The sequence below is a fragment of the Pseudoruegeria aquimaris genome (assembly GCF_900172235.1).
GTDB lineage: Bacteria > Pseudomonadota > Alphaproteobacteria > Rhodobacterales > Rhodobacteraceae > Pseudoruegeria > Pseudoruegeria aquimaris.
The window spans coordinates 1-12813 of the sequence record NZ_FWFQ01000016.1 but is presented as its reverse complement, the minus strand read 5'-3'; the positions used below and the strand labels follow the sequence as shown (position 1 = coordinate 12813).

The 12813-nt window shown below is 67.1% G+C and carries 12 protein-coding genes; 7 read left to right on the top strand and 5 right to left on the bottom strand.

The window, feature by feature from the left end; translation table 11 throughout:
• Positions 1-65 precede the first annotated feature (65 nt).
• Complete coding sequence (locus tag PSA7680_RS11665) at positions 66-590, bottom strand: VOC family protein (RefSeq protein WP_085868897.1); 525 nt, start codon at positions 588-590, stop codon at positions 66-68.
• A 239-nt stretch (positions 591-829) separates the two neighbouring features.
• Between PSA7680_RS11665 and PSA7680_RS11660 the strand changes: the two genes are divergently transcribed.
• From PSA7680_RS11660 to PSA7680_RS11650, 3 genes are all read left to right on the top strand, one after another.
• Complete coding sequence (locus PSA7680_RS11660; RefSeq protein ID WP_085868896.1) at positions 830-1429, top strand: L,D-transpeptidase; 600 nt, start codon at positions 830-832, stop codon at positions 1427-1429.
• A gap of 203 nt (positions 1430-1632) precedes the next feature.
• Positions 1633-2103, top strand: a complete 471-nt coding sequence (locus tag PSA7680_RS11655) for a GNAT family N-acetyltransferase (protein ID WP_085868895.1) — start codon at positions 1633-1635, stop codon at positions 2101-2103.
• A gap of 75 nt (positions 2104-2178) precedes the next feature.
• Entirely contained in the window at positions 2179-2814 is a 636-nt protein-coding gene (locus PSA7680_RS11650) for a PEBP family protein (RefSeq protein WP_085868894.1), read from the top strand.
• A 55-nt stretch (positions 2815-2869) separates the two neighbouring features.
• Here the strand turns inward: PSA7680_RS11650 and trpS are convergent, their stop codons facing one another.
• Complete coding sequence (trpS, locus tag PSA7680_RS11645; RefSeq protein ID WP_085868893.1) at positions 2870-3892, bottom strand: tryptophan--tRNA ligase; 1023 nt, start codon at positions 3890-3892, stop codon at positions 2870-2872.
• An 80-nt stretch (positions 3893-3972) separates the two neighbouring features.
• Here trpS and PSA7680_RS11640 point away from each other — a divergent pair, with 80 nt between their 5' ends.
• Positions 3973-4659, top strand: a complete 687-nt coding sequence (locus PSA7680_RS11640; RefSeq protein WP_085868892.1) for a rhomboid family intramembrane serine protease — start codon at positions 3973-3975, stop codon at positions 4657-4659.
• A gap of 177 nt (positions 4660-4836) precedes the next feature.
• Here PSA7680_RS11640 and murJ read toward each other — a convergent pair whose 3' ends face one another.
• From murJ to PSA7680_RS11625, 3 genes are read right to left on the bottom strand one after another with little or no spacing between them, the layout of a single operon-like run.
• On the bottom strand, positions 4837-6378 hold the full coding sequence (gene murJ, locus PSA7680_RS11635) for a murein biosynthesis integral membrane protein MurJ (RefSeq protein ID WP_085868891.1): 1542 nt from the start codon (positions 6376-6378) through the stop codon (positions 4837-4839).
• On the bottom strand, positions 6375-9185 hold the full coding sequence (locus PSA7680_RS11630; protein ID WP_085868890.1) for a [protein-PII] uridylyltransferase: 2811 nt from the start codon (positions 9183-9185) through the stop codon (positions 6375-6377). The genes murJ and PSA7680_RS11630 overlap by 4 nt, the downstream gene beginning before the upstream one ends.
• Complete coding sequence (locus PSA7680_RS11625; protein ID WP_085868889.1) at positions 9145-10323, bottom strand: penicillin-binding protein activator; 1179 nt, start codon at positions 10321-10323, stop codon at positions 9145-9147. The genes PSA7680_RS11630 and PSA7680_RS11625 overlap by 41 nt, the downstream gene beginning before the upstream one ends.
• A 93-nt stretch (positions 10324-10416) precedes the next feature.
• On the opposite strand from PSA7680_RS11625, the gene rsmI reads away from it, so the two are divergent.
• The 3 genes from rsmI (at position 10417) to gshB (ending at position 12689) form a co-directional block, all read left to right on the top strand.
• Positions 10417-11271 carry a 16S rRNA (cytidine(1402)-2'-O)-methyltransferase gene (rsmI, locus tag PSA7680_RS11620; protein ID WP_085868888.1) on the top strand — a complete coding sequence of 285 codons (855 nt, stop codon included), beginning with the start codon at positions 10417-10419 and terminating at the stop codon, positions 11269-11271.
• Between the two features lie 64 nt (positions 11272-11335).
• On the top strand, positions 11336-11692 hold the full coding sequence (locus PSA7680_RS11615; protein ID WP_139838630.1) for a YraN family protein: 357 nt from the start codon (positions 11336-11338) through the stop codon (positions 11690-11692).
• 55 nt (positions 11693-11747) lie between these two features.
• A complete protein-coding gene (gshB, locus tag PSA7680_RS11610) occupies positions 11748-12689 on the top strand; it encodes a glutathione synthase (RefSeq protein WP_085868886.1) in 942 nt (313 codons plus the stop codon).
• Positions 12690-12813: the final 124 nt, after the last annotated feature.

Sequence of the window (12813 nt, the reverse complement as noted above, 5' to 3'; positions counted from 1 at the left end):
AAGCCATGGCACCGCCGTGTAACGCCCGTGTGACGGCGGCGGGCGCCCACCCCGCGCGCGCGACCTCAGGCCGCGCCGCCCTCGCGGATGAGCGCAGCCACGTCGAGCGGGCCGTTGATCATGGCCAGCGTGCCGTCAGGCGCGCGGGGCCACTCCGCTTCGGGGCGGTCGCGGTAGAGTTCCACGCCGTTTCCGTCGGGATCGCGCAGGTAGACGGCTTCGCTCACCCCGTGATCGGCGGCGCCCTCCAGTGGCACGCCGGCTGCTTTCAGCCGGGCCAGCACAGCGCCGAGGCTGCTGCGGTCGGGAAAGAGAAAGGCGACGTGGTAGAGCCCAGTGTGGCCCGGCGGCGGGGGCGTTGCCCCGAGGCTCTCCCAGGTGTTGAGCCCGATGTGGTGGTGGTAGCCGCCCGCCGAGAGGAAGGCGGCCTGCCGCCCGTAGCGTTGCATCATCTGAAAGCCGAGCAAGCCGGAGTAGAAGGCGATGGCGCGATCCAGATCGGAGACGCGCAGGTGGATGTGTCCGACCTTGGTGGCGGGGTGGACGGTGAAACCGTCGTCGGTGTGGTGTGCGCTTGCGGCTTGTGGCATGGAACGCCCTCCTGAATGCGTTGGTCGAGGCGAATGTAGGAGCCGGCGCAGCGGCGCGGAATTCCGCATCGGCAAAGGCATCCTGTGCATTCATGCGCAGCCAGCCGCAGCCAGCCACAGCCGGAGGCCTTTGCCATCGGCGGAAGCCCGCGGCCTCACGATCACTTTATTGGCGGCATGTTGGCGGCCGGGCGGGGCTCTGGTAGAGGATCGGCCAAACGACAGATCACGAGGTCTCCATGTCCGATTCCCGCCTTACCCGCCGTGCCGCCCTGCGCCTTGGCGTTGCTGCCGGTGGCATGCTTTTCGCGCCGACCATTCTGCGCGCGCAGGACGGCGGCGGCCCGGTCCCCGGCCAGATCTACCAGCCCAAGGTGCAGCGCAACGTCTCCAGCTGGCATGCCGTGCGCTGGCAGGATCACTTCGACTCGCTGAAGAACGGGGTGATCGTCTGCGACACCACCTCGCGCACAGTGCATTTCTGGAACGAGGACGACACGATCTACAAGCTCTACCCCTCCTCGGTGCCGCTGACCGAAGAACTGACCCGGCTCGGCTACACCGAAGTGGTGCAGAAGGTCGTCGGCCCCACGTGGCGGCCCACGCCCTCGATGTTGGAGCGCAACCCGAACCTGCCCGCCGTCGTCGGTCCGGGCCCGGACAACCCGCTGGGCAGCCACGCGCTCTACCTGAGCTGGCCCTACTACCGCATCCACGGCACCCACGACACCCGCAAGATCGGGCGCAAGTCCTCCTCGGGTTGCATCGGGCTCTACAACTCGCAGATCCAGGAACTCTTCGAGCTGGCCAAGGTCGGCACGCAGGTGCGCCTGATCTGAGCGGGGCGCGAAAGCCAGAAAGCTTGATTGCATGGCCCGGCGCCTGCTATGGCTGGGCCATGACACGGAACAGCACCCAGACCGCCGTTTATTTCTTTACCCGTCTCCACTAGGGGCGGTGCGCAACGGGTGTTGCTGATGAAAACCGCCGCAGGGCGGTTTTTTCATGTCGATCCGTCCGGCGGCCACAGGAGCCAGGGACGATGACGGTATCCGTAGAAGAAAAGCGCATCTCCGTGCGCGCGGCGGGGCGGCAGGATGTGCCGGCCCTGCTGACGATGATCGCGGCGCTGGCCGCCCACCACGGTGATGCGGCGCGGATCGACGCGCAGGGGCTGCAGGATGCGCTCTTCGGGCCGCAGGCCTGGGCGCGGGTGGCCCTTGCCGAGATCGACGGCCGGCCGGTGGGCTATGCCGCCCTGCGTGTTACGGGGCTTCTGCATTTCGCCCGGCGCGGGCTGGATCTGCACCACCTCTATGTTGCGCCGGCCCATCGCGGCCAAGGGGTGGGCAGGGCGCTGGTGGCCCATGCCGAGGCGCTCGGGCGCAGCCTTGGCTGCGAGCACCTGCTGGTCAGCGCGGATCCGGCCAACTGGCAGGCGCGCCGGGCCTACGAGCGCATGGGCTTCGTCAGCCGCACCGTGCAGGCGGCGCATTACGGCAAGGCGCTTTAGAAAATTCCCCCAGATCGCGCGACGGATCCTCTCGGCTGGCGCGTATGCAATGGGCATACAGAACAGGAGATTTCCATGAAGATCCAACTCGCCGCCGCCCTCGCCTTGCTGCCCGCCACGCTCTCGGCGGAGCCCTTTTCGGCCGATGTCTGGGCCGACAACTGGTTCGAGCTGCGCGTGAACGGCCAGCAGGTGGCGGAAGACAGCGTGCCGATCACCACGGAACGCTCGTTCAACGCCGAAAGCTTTTCCTTCGAGGCCGAGCGCCCCTTCGTGCTGGGGCTGGTGGCCAAGGATTTCAAGGAAAACGACACCGGGCTGGAATACATCGGCACCGCGCGGCAGCAGATGGGCGATGGCGGGGTGATCCTCCAGATCTTTGACGCCACCGGCGCGGTTGCCGCCGTCAGCGACTCAAGCTGGCAATGCCTCGTGATCCACCACGCCCCGGTGGAGAAATCCTGCGAGACCGTGGATACGCCAGTCGCCGGGGAAGGGGCCTGCGATTTCACCGCTTCCGACGAGCCGCAAGGCTGGGATCAACCCGGTTTCGATGCCTCCGGCTGGCAGGCGGCCAGCCTCTATTCCGAGGCAGAGGTCAGCCCCAAGATGGGCTATGACACCATCGACTGGGACGCTTCGGCGCAGCTTATCTGGGGGCCGGATCTGGAACAGGACAACACGATCCTCTGCCGCCTGACCGTGGAGTAGCCACGAAAAAGGGCGCGAAAGGAGATCTTTCGCGCCCGTCATTGCTACAGCGCCCCTAGCGCGAGCGGACCATGCCCACGATGTCGTAGGTCTGTTCGAGGATCGGTGCGGCGATCGCCTGCGCGCGGGTGGCTCCTTCGCCGAGGATGCGGTCGATCTCGGCGGTGTCCTCCATCAGCCGCGCCATTTCGGCGGCGATGGGCGAGAGCTTGGCCACCGCCAGATCGGCGAGCATCGGCTTGAACTCCGAGAACGCCTTGCCACCCACCTCGGCCAGTACGGCGTCCACGCTCTGTTCCGAAAGCGCGGCGTAGATGTTGACGAGGTTGCGCGCTTCCGGCCGGTCGGCCAGGCCCGCGGCCTCGCTCGGCAGGGCGTCCGGGTCCGTCTTCGCCTTGCGGATCTTCTTGGCGATGGCGTCGGCGTCATCGGTCATGTTGATCCGGCTCATGTCGGACGGGTCGGATTTGCTCATCTTCTTGGAGCCGTCGCGCAAGCTCATCACCCGCGTCGCCGCGCCCTCGATCACCGGCTCGGTGATCGGGAAGAAATCGACGCCGAAATCGTTGTTGAACTTGGTGGCGATGTCGCGCGTCAGTTCGAGGTGCTGCTTCTGATCCTCGCCCACGGGCACATGGGTGGCGTGGTAGATCAGGATGTCGGCGGCCATGAGGTTCGGGTAGGCGAAGAGCCCCACCGAGGCGTTCTCGCGGTTCTTGCCGGCTTTGTCCTTGAACTGGGTCATGCGGTTGAGCCAGCCCATGCGGGCGACGCAGTTGAAGATCCAGGCAAGCTGGGCGTGCTCGGGCACCTGGCTCTGGTTGAAGAGGATGGACTTCGCCGGATCGAGCCCGGAGGCGATGAACCCCGCGGCGACCTCGCGCGTGGCGCGGCGCAGATCCTCGGGTTTTCGCCAGACGGTGATCGCGTGCAGATCGACCATGCAGTAGAGCGTTTCGATGCCGCTGTTCTGCATTTCAACGAAGCGCTTGATGGCGCCGAGGTAGTTTCCGAGGGTCAGGTTGCCCGAGGGCTGGATCCCCGAAAAGACGCGCGGTGTGTGGACCACCTCCGTCATGGTGTGTTCTCCGTCTGGATTTCTATACACGGCTCGCTTACCGATGGGGGCACAGGCCGTCAACCGGATGGAGCGAGACCATGAGCAGCCCCTTTGATGAATCCCCGATCAATCCGCTGCCGCCCGTGGTGGTTGGGCTGGCGCTGCTGATCTTCGGCATCGAGCTGGCCTTCACGCTGGGCGAGCGCGGGATCATCGGTGGCCCGGAGGCCGTGGGCTGGCGGCTGGACGCGGTGCAGCGCTTCGCCTTCTCCGGCGACATCTTCGACTGGATGCTGGAAACCGGCGTCTACCGCCCCGATATGCTGCTGCGCTTCGTGAGCTACCCGCTGGTGCATGTGAACTTCACCCATGCGCTCTTCGTGCTCGTGTTCCTGCTGGCGCTGGGCAAGATGGCGGGTGAGATCTTCTCCTGGTGGGCGGTGCTGCTGATCTTCTTCGGCTCCGCCGCCATGGGCGCGCTTGTCTACGGGCTTCTGCTGAACGATCCGGTGCCGCTGGTGGGGGGCTATCCGGCCGTCTACGGGCTGATCGGCTCCTTCACCCTGCTGATGTGGGTGGATCTCGCCGCACGCGGGGCCAACAAGTATCGCGCCTTTTCCCTGATCGCCTTCCTGCTGGGCATCCAGCTTCTGTGGGGCATCCTCTTTGGCGGCAGCCGCGAATGGGTGGCCGATCTGGCCGGCTTCGCCACGGGGTTCGGGCTGAGCTTCCTGCTGGTGCCGGGCGGCTGGCAGCGGGTGCTGCAGGTGGTGCGCCGGCGGTAGGGAAGGGCCAGCGGCGGACCGTGGGTTGCCGCAGTGCCCTCTGGTCGTTTCGCTTTATGCCAGCCAAGATCGAGAGACGTTGGTCGTCGCGCCAACCCAAGCAAAGCGGCAGCCCGCCGGGACGGTCTGCCGCTGGCCCGGCGGCCTTCGGCCGTGTTCCGGGCCGCTGGTCCTCCGTCAGCCCCGCTTCACCGCCGCCTTGAACTCGCTCAGCCGCACCGCGTTCAGCAGGTGGCCGACGGTGAAGTAGATGATGATCCCCGTGACGATGACTATGGCCAGCGCCAGATAGCGCAGCGCGCCGGCTTCGAACATCGGCGCCAGCGCGTAGGCGCAGGCCAGCAGCCAGGCGCCCATGACCAGCGAGGTCAGCACGATGCGCCACCAGCGGGTGTGGAACCGCGCGTCGAACTGCGCTTCCGGCCCCATGCCGCGCGCCCCGCGCCACAGCAGCCAGACCATGACCCAGCCCGAGAGCGAGGTGGCGACGGCGGCGGCGAGGTAGCCGATCCAGAAGGCCGCGCCTATGGCGACGGTGAGGTTGATCACCATCGTCACCAGCGCGAAGCGGAAGGGGGTTTTGGTGTCCTCCCGTGCGAAATAGAGCGGTTGCAGCACCTTCTGCAGCACGAAGGCCGGCAGCCCGAGACCGTAGATCGCCAGCGCCGCCGCCGTGGCCGCCGTGTCTGCAGGGCCGAAGGCGCCGCGCTCGAACAAGACGCCGATCAGCTGCTGCGGGATCACCACGAGCGCCACCGCGCAAGGGACGGTGAGCGCGAGTGAAATTTCGCCCGCACGGCTGAAAGCGGCCTGCCCGCCCGCTGCATCGCCGGCGCGCAGCCGGCGGGAGAGATCGGGCAGCAGCACGACGCCGATGGCGATGCCCACGACGCCCAGCGGCAGTTGATAAAGGCGGTCGGCGTAGTTCAGCCATGCGATGGCGCCGTCGAAGAAACTGGCCACCTGCCGCCCCACCAGCAGGTTCACCTGCACCACGCCACTGGCCAGCGCGGCCGGGGCGGCGATCATGGCAAGGCGCTTCATGTCGGGCGTCAGGCGCGGGCGTTGCAGCCGGATCGGAAAGCCCGCGCGCCCGGCGGCCCACCAGACAAGCGCCAGCTGGGCGATCCCGGCCAGCGGCACCGTCCAGATGATGGCGTCCCCGATGGGCCAGCCGAACCGCTCCGCCAGCACCATGGCGCCGATGAACAGCACGTTCAGCAGCACCGGCGCGGCGGCCGCGGCCACGAAGCGCCCGGCGGCGTTCAGCACGCCCGACAGCAGCGCGGCCAGCGAGATGAACAGGATGTAGGGGAAGGCGATGCGCCCGTAATGCACCGCCAGGTCGAACCGCTCATCGGCCAGAAACCCCGAGGCCATGGCCAGCACGAGCCAGGGCATCGCCGCCTGGGCGATCAGGGTGAACACCAGCACCACGGTGGCGAGCCCGGTAAAGGCCTCCCGCGCGAAACCGGCGGCATCCTCGCCGCCCTCCAGCTTCTTGGAGAACATCGGCACGAAGGCCATGTTGAACGCGCCTTCGGCGAAGAAGCGGCGGAACATGTTGGGCAACGAAAAGGCGATCAGGAAAGCCTCGGCCACGGGGCCCGCGCCGAGGTAGCTTGCGATCAGGATGTCGCGCACGAATCCCATCAACCGCGACAGCAGCGTCCAGACGCCGACCGTCAGGAAGCCGGCCATCAGGCGGATTGGCTTCATGCGGCCCCCGCCCGTTCGACACCCTTCTCGATGGCGTCGCGCAGCTTGGCTTCAAGCGCCCGCTGCTTGCTTTCGGCATAGAGCTTCAGGCCGAACATGTCCTTCACGTAGAACACGTCCACGGCCTGCACGCCGTAGGTGGCGATCTGGGCCGAGGCGATGTTCATGTTGGCGTTCGCCAGCGTGCGGGTGAGATCGAACAGCAGGCCGGGGCGGTCGCGGGTGTCCACCTCGATGATGGTGTAGATCTCGCTGCCGTCGTTGTCGAAGGTGATGTTGGTGGGCACGCGGAACTCGCGCTCCCGCTTCTTCACCTTGTCGCGGCTGGCCAGCGCCTGCCCGGCGATCACTTCGCCCTTCAGCGTGCGCTCGATCATCTGGCGCAGGCGCGGCAGGCGGCTGATCTCGTATGGGTGGTGCTCGGAGTCCTGGATCCAGAACACCGTGGTGATGAACCCATCCGCCGTGGTGTAGGTGCGCGCGTCCACCACGTTGGCTCCAACGAGCGCCAGCGCCCCGGCGAGGCGCGAGAAGATACCCGGGTGGTCGGCCATGCAGAAGCAGACGCGGGTGGCGTCATGGGCATCGTCGGGCAGGACGTCGATGCGGATCTCATCGACGCGGATGCCCTTGAGCAGATGCGCCATCTTGACCTGCGATTCGGTGTCGAGCCCCTGCCAGTAGGGGCCGTAGTGGCGCTTGATCTCTTCGCGCAGCGCTTTCGGGTCCCAATCCGAAAGCGCTTCGCGCAGGGCGCGCTTGGCCTCGGCCTCGCGCTTGCCGCGATTCAGATCCGCAAGGCCTGTTTCCAACGCCTCGGCTGTTTCCTGATGGAGGCTGCGCAAAAGCGTGGCCTTCCAGTTGTTCCACACACCGGGGCCGACACCGCGGATGTCGCAGACGGTCAGCACCGTGAGCAGGTCGAGCCGCTCGCGCGTGGCCACCTGCTTGGCGAAGCCGCGGATCGTGGCCGGGTCGGAGATGTCGCGCTTCTGGGCCATGTCCGACATCAGCAGGTGGTTGCGCACCAGCCATTCGACGGTTTCGCATTCGCTCTTCTTCAGCCCGAGCCTCGGCGCCACCTTGCGCGCGATCTGGGCGCCGAGGATGGAGTGATCCTCGGGCCGGCCCTTGCCGATGTCATGCAGCAGCAGCGCGACGTAGAGCACCTTTCGGTTCACCCCTTCCTTCAGGATGCCGGAAGCCACCGGCAGCTCTTCCACCAGCTCGCCGTGCTCGATGCGCGCCAGCGTCTTGATGCACTGGATGGTGTGCTCGTCCACCGTGTAGGCGTGATACATGTTGAACTGCATCATCGCGACGATGGGTTCGAACTCGGGGATGAAGGCCGCCAGCACGCCCAGCTCGTTCATGCGCCGCAGGGCGCGCTCGGGGTTGCCGTGCTTGAGCATCAGTCCGAGGAAGAGCCGCACGGCCTCCTTGTCGGCGCGCATCTCGTCGTCGATCAGATCGAGGTTCGCGGTGATGATGCGCATTGCGTCCGGGTGGATCAGGTAGCCCGTGCGCAGCCCTTCCTCGAAGATGCGCAGCAGGTTCAACTTGTCCGACAGGAAGGCCGCTTCGCTGGCGTAGGTCAGCCGGTTCTGCACCAGCTTGTAGCCCGGCTTCACCCGCTTGCGGCGGCGGAAGAACCCGACGAGCGAGGGGGCTTTCTTCACGTGGCTGGCTTCGAGCTTGGTGAGGAAGATGCGCGTGAGCTCGCCCACGCGCGTGGCGTGGCGGAAATAGGCCTGCATGAAATGCTCCACCGCCCGGCGGCCGCCGTGATCGGTGTAGCCCATGGCGTCGGCCACCTCGACCTGCAGATCGAAGGTCAGCTGTTCGGTGGCCCGGCCCGCGATCAGGTGCAGATGGCAGCGCGTGGCCCAGAGGAAGCGCTCGGCGCGCTCGAAGCTGTGGTATTCCTCGCGGGTGAAGACCCCGAGGCGCACCAGCTCGCCGGTGTCCTGCACGCCGTGGATGTATTTGGCGATCCAGAACAGCGACTGCAGATCGCGCAGGCCGCCCTTGCCCTCCTTGACGTTGGGCTCCACCACGTAGCGCAGCCCCTGCTTGCGGTGCCGCTCGCCGCGTTCGGCCAGCTTGGCCTCGATGAACTCGGAGGCGGAATTGGCGAAGAGCTGGCTCGTCAGCACCGTGTTCAGCTCGTCGGCGAGGGCGGCGTCACCGACGAGGAAGCGGTTCTCCAGCAGGGCGGTGCGGATGGTGTAGTCTTCCTTGCCCAGCCGCAGGCAGTCCTTCACCGTGCGGCTGGCGTGCCCCACCTTCAGGCGCAGATCCCAGAGGATGTAGAGCATGGACTCGATCACGCTCTCCGCCCAGGCGGTGATCTTGTAGGGGGTGAGGAAGAGCAGGTCCACGTCGGAGAAGGGGGCCATCTCGGCGCGGCCGTAGCCGCCGACCGCCAACACCGAGAGCCGTTCGCCCGTGGTGGGGGTGTGCACCTTGTGCAGCCGCTCGGAGGCCACCTCGAAGGCCATCGTCACGAGGCAGTCGGTGAGATAGGTGTAGGCCCGCGTGGTGGCGCGCGCCTTCAGCGGATCCGCCTGGAAGGCCTCCTTGATGCGGGCGCGCCCGCGCTTCTGCGCCTCGTTGAGGCAGCGCACCGTGGCGGCGCGGATGTCGCCCCCGGTGTCGCCCGCGCCGCAGGCCGCCTCGATGGCGGCCCGCACGCCGTTTTCGTCGAAGATCTCGATGGCCGGGCAGATCAGCTCCGCCGGCGCCGCGACCGTGTGGCGGAGCTGGTCAGAAGCCGGCGCCGCGGAAACTTCTTGGGGCAGGGTCAATGACTGTTACCTGGTTGTTGCGGATCTCGCCGATCGCCATTCCCCGTTCATTAGTGCCATCGGGCAGGAAACGGAAGATGCCGTTGACCCCGACGAAGCCCGCAGCCTGCGTCAGGCCCGATTTCGCCAACGCATCGGCGCGCCCGGCCTTCACCGAGGCGCCGATGGCGGCGATGCCGTCATAGGCGAGCCCGGCCAGCGGATGCGGGGAGCCGCCGTAGGTGGCGGTGTAGCGCGAGGTGAAATTGCTGCGCAGCGCCGGATCGGGCAGCGCGAACCAGCCGCCCTGCACGCCCGGAAGCTCCAGCGTGGAGGCGGGGATGTCCCAGCGGGTGAGCCCCATGAACTGGGTGATCGAGGGATCGATGCCGGACTCGGGCAGCAGCTGGGTGAAGAGCGGCAGCGCACCGGCGGTGTCGGAGGTGAAGAAGACGGAATCCGCGCCGTTGTTCTGCACCGCGGCCTTCACCGCGGGCACCGCGTCGATCACGCCCTGTTGGGAGAACTGGTGCCGGACGACGCCGGCCACCGAGGCGCCGTTGCGGCTGGCGGCCGCCTGGATCGCCGCGGCCCCTTGCGCGCCCGCCGGGTTGTCGGCCGCCACGATGACCATGTTGCGCTTGCCCTGGCGGGCGGCGAAGCTGACCATCCGGTTGGCGGTGTTCTCGAAGGTGTTGCCGAGCACGAAGACGTTGCCGCCGGCGATCTCGGTGTTGTTGGAGAAGGCCAGCACGTTGACGTTGCGCGAGGCCGTCGCCAGCCCGACCGCGTTGGCCGATTGCGCGTAGAGCGGGCCGAGGATGATCTTGGCGCCCTCGTTCACCGCCTGCGTCGCCACGGCGGAGGCCTGCGAGGCGGAGCCGGCGGTGTCGTAGACGCGCAGGTCGATGGTCACCCCGTCCAGATCCGCCATCGCAAGGCGCGCGGCGTTCTCGAGGCTCTGGGCGACGATCGCGTCGCCGGACTGGCCCGAGCCCTTGGGCACGAGCAGCGCGACCTGCACGGGTTTGCTGGTGTTGATGCTGGGGCCTGTGTTGCCCCCCTGGCTCACCGGCTGACAGGCGGCCAGCAGCAGTGCCATTGCCGGAACGGCGAGCAGCGCCAGGGGTTTGCGGACAATGCGTGAAACGGAAAACATGGGCTGGACCTCATCCCTGTGCACGGTCAAAATACGTCTCCGGACCCTAAGGGTTTGCCGCGCAACTGTAAACGGAAGCAAAGAGGGCCCCCCGTGAATTATGAAATCCGACCGCTGCCCGCGGGGCTGTATTTCGTGGCCACGCCGATCGGCTCCGCGCGCGACATCACCCTGCGCGCGCTGGACGTGCTGGCCAGCGCGGACGTGATCGCCGCGGAGGACACCCGCACCCTGCGCCGCCTGCTCGAGATCCACGGCGTGCCGCTCGGCGAGCGCCCGGTGATCGCCTATCACGATCACAACGGCGATACCGCGCGCCCACGCCTGATGCGCGCGTTGCAGGAGGGGAAATCGGTGGCCTATGCATCCGAAGCCGGCACCCCGCTGGTGGCCGATCCCGGCTTCAGCCTCGCGCGCGCGGCGCTGGATGAAGGCCATCTCGTCACCAGCGCGCCGGGGCCCTCCGCCGTCATCACCGCGCTCACCATCGCCGGCCTGCCGACGGACCGCTTCTTCTTCGCGGGCTTCCTGCCCAATGCCACGGGCGCCCGCCGCAGCGCGCTGGAGGATTGCGCGGCCGTGCCCGGAACGCTGGCCTTCTACGAATCTCCCAAGCGCCTCGCCGCCAGCCTTGCCGACATGGCCGGCGTGCTCGGAGGCGATCGGGAGGCCGCCGTCTGCCGCGAGCTGACCAAGAAGTTCGAAGAGGTGCGCCGGGGCACGCTGTCCGCGCTCGCCGCGCATTATGCCTCGGCATCGGTGAAGGGGGAGGTCGTGGTGCTGGTGGATCGCGCGCAGGCGGAGGCCCTGCCGCAGGAAGACGTGGAAAGCGCCCTCAGGCGGGCACTGGAGACGCTTTCGGTGAAGGATGCGGCGGCGATGGTGGCGGAGGCCTACGGGCTGAAGCGGCGGGAGGTCTATCAGCAGGCGCTTTCTCTGAGCCGTTAACGGAGCGGCAAGGGCCCCCGCGCTAGGATCAATGCGATGGAGGGGAGATCGGGCCATGAAAGCGATCCGTCAGCAGATGAATTATCACGCGGGCCTTGCCGCCGAACGCGCGGTGGAGCGGCACTATTCGGCGCGCGGTGCGCGGCTGCGCCACCACCGCTGGCGCGGGCGCGGCGGCGAAGTGGATCTGATCGCGCGCGAAGGTGATGAGCTGATCTTCATCGAGGTCAAGAAAAGCAGCACCCATGCCCGCGCTGCTGCCCGCCTCGGCCGGCGCCAGCTTCAGCGGATCATGGCGGCGGCGGAGGAATTCCTCGCCGGGGAGCCGGCGGGGCTGAACACCCCCATGCGGATCGATCTCGCGCTGGTCGATGCAGAGGGGAAAATCGAGGTGATCGAGAATGCGGCCATGTGGGCGTGAACGCCATTGAACCCGCGGGCGCCTTTCGCCATGTAGGGGCGAAAGGAGTATTGCCATGCCGCTCAAGGTCGCCATCCAGATGGATCCCATCGCGCCGATCGACATCGACGCAGACAGCACGTTTCGCATCGCGGAAGAGGCGCAGGCGCGCGGCCACAGCCTGTTCTACTACACGCCGGACCGGCTGAGCTATCGCGAGGGGCGCGTTCTGGCGAAGGGCTGGCCCCTGGAGGTGCGCCGCGAGAAGGGCAACCATTTCACGCTCGGCGCGGAGCAGGAAGTGGATCTCTCCGAATGGGATGTCGTCTGGCTGCGGCAGGATCCCCCGTTTGACATGGGCTACATCACCACCACCCACCTGCTGGAGATGATCCATCCGGGCACGCTGGTGGTGAACGATCCCTTCTGGGTGCGCAACTGCCCCGAGAAGCTGATGGTGCTGCAATTCGCGGAGCTGACGCCGCCCACCCTGATCGCCCGCGATCTCGACACCATCCGGGCCTTCAAGGCCGAACACGGGGACATCATCCTGAAGCCGCTCTACGGCAACGGCGGCGCCGGGGTGTTCCGGCTCGATCCGAACGATCGCAACCTCGCCTCGCTGCACGAGCTGTTCACCGGCATCAACCGCGAACCCCTGATCGCGCAGAAATTCCTGCCCGACGTCTCCAACGGCGACAAGCGCGTGATCCTCGTGGACGGTGCGCCCGTCGGTGCGATCAACCGGGTGCCCGCGGAAGGGGAGACGCGCTCCAACATGCACGTGGGCGGGCGGCCCGAGAAGGTGGGCCTTACCGAGCGGGATCTCGAGATCTGCGCGGCGATCGGCCCGGCGCTGAAGGAAAAGGGGCTGATCTTCGTCGGGATCGACGTGATCGGCGACTACATGACCGAGATCAACGTAACCTCGCCCACCGGCATCCAGGAACTGGAGCGTTTCGACGGCGTCAACATCGCCGAGAAGATCTGGCAGGCCATCGAGGCCCGGCGCGCCTAGGTCGTGAACTCATAAACGGGATTCCGTTTTTGGCGGTGTGATGATTCACTTTCGGAAACGGAGGTGAGCATGACGGGCAGACACGATGTGAGCGATGCGGAATGGGCGGTGATCTCGCCGCTGT

Excerpts from the sequence above, each read along its gene's own strand:
- PSA7680_RS11665 (WP_085868897.1), bottom strand. The coding sequence starts at position 590 with ATGCCACAAGCCGCAAGCGCACACCACACCGACGACGGTTTCACCGTC.
- PSA7680_RS11660 (WP_085868896.1), top strand. The coding sequence starts at position 830 with ATGTCCGATTCCCGCCTTACCCGCCGTGCCGCCCTGCGCCTTGGCGTT.
- PSA7680_RS11655 (WP_085868895.1), top strand. The coding sequence starts at position 1,633 with ATGACGGTATCCGTAGAAGAAAAGCGCATCTCCGTGCGCGCGGCGGGG.
- PSA7680_RS11650 (WP_085868894.1), top strand. The coding sequence starts at position 2,179 with ATGAAGATCCAACTCGCCGCCGCCCTCGCCTTGCTGCCCGCCACGCTC.
- trpS (WP_085868893.1), bottom strand. The coding sequence starts at position 3,892 with ATGACGGAGGTGGTCCACACACCGCGCGTCTTTTCGGGGATCCAGCCC.
- PSA7680_RS11640 (WP_085868892.1), top strand. The coding sequence starts at position 3,973 with ATGAGCAGCCCCTTTGATGAATCCCCGATCAATCCGCTGCCGCCCGTG.
- murJ (WP_085868891.1), bottom strand. The coding sequence starts at position 6,378 with ATGAAGCCAATCCGCCTGATGGCCGGCTTCCTGACGGTCGGCGTCTGG.
- PSA7680_RS11625 (WP_085868889.1), bottom strand. The coding sequence starts at position 10,323 with ATGTTTTCCGTTTCACGCATTGTCCGCAAACCCCTGGCGCTGCTCGCC.
- gshB (WP_085868886.1), top strand. The coding sequence starts at position 11,748 with ATGCCGCTCAAGGTCGCCATCCAGATGGATCCCATCGCGCCGATCGAC.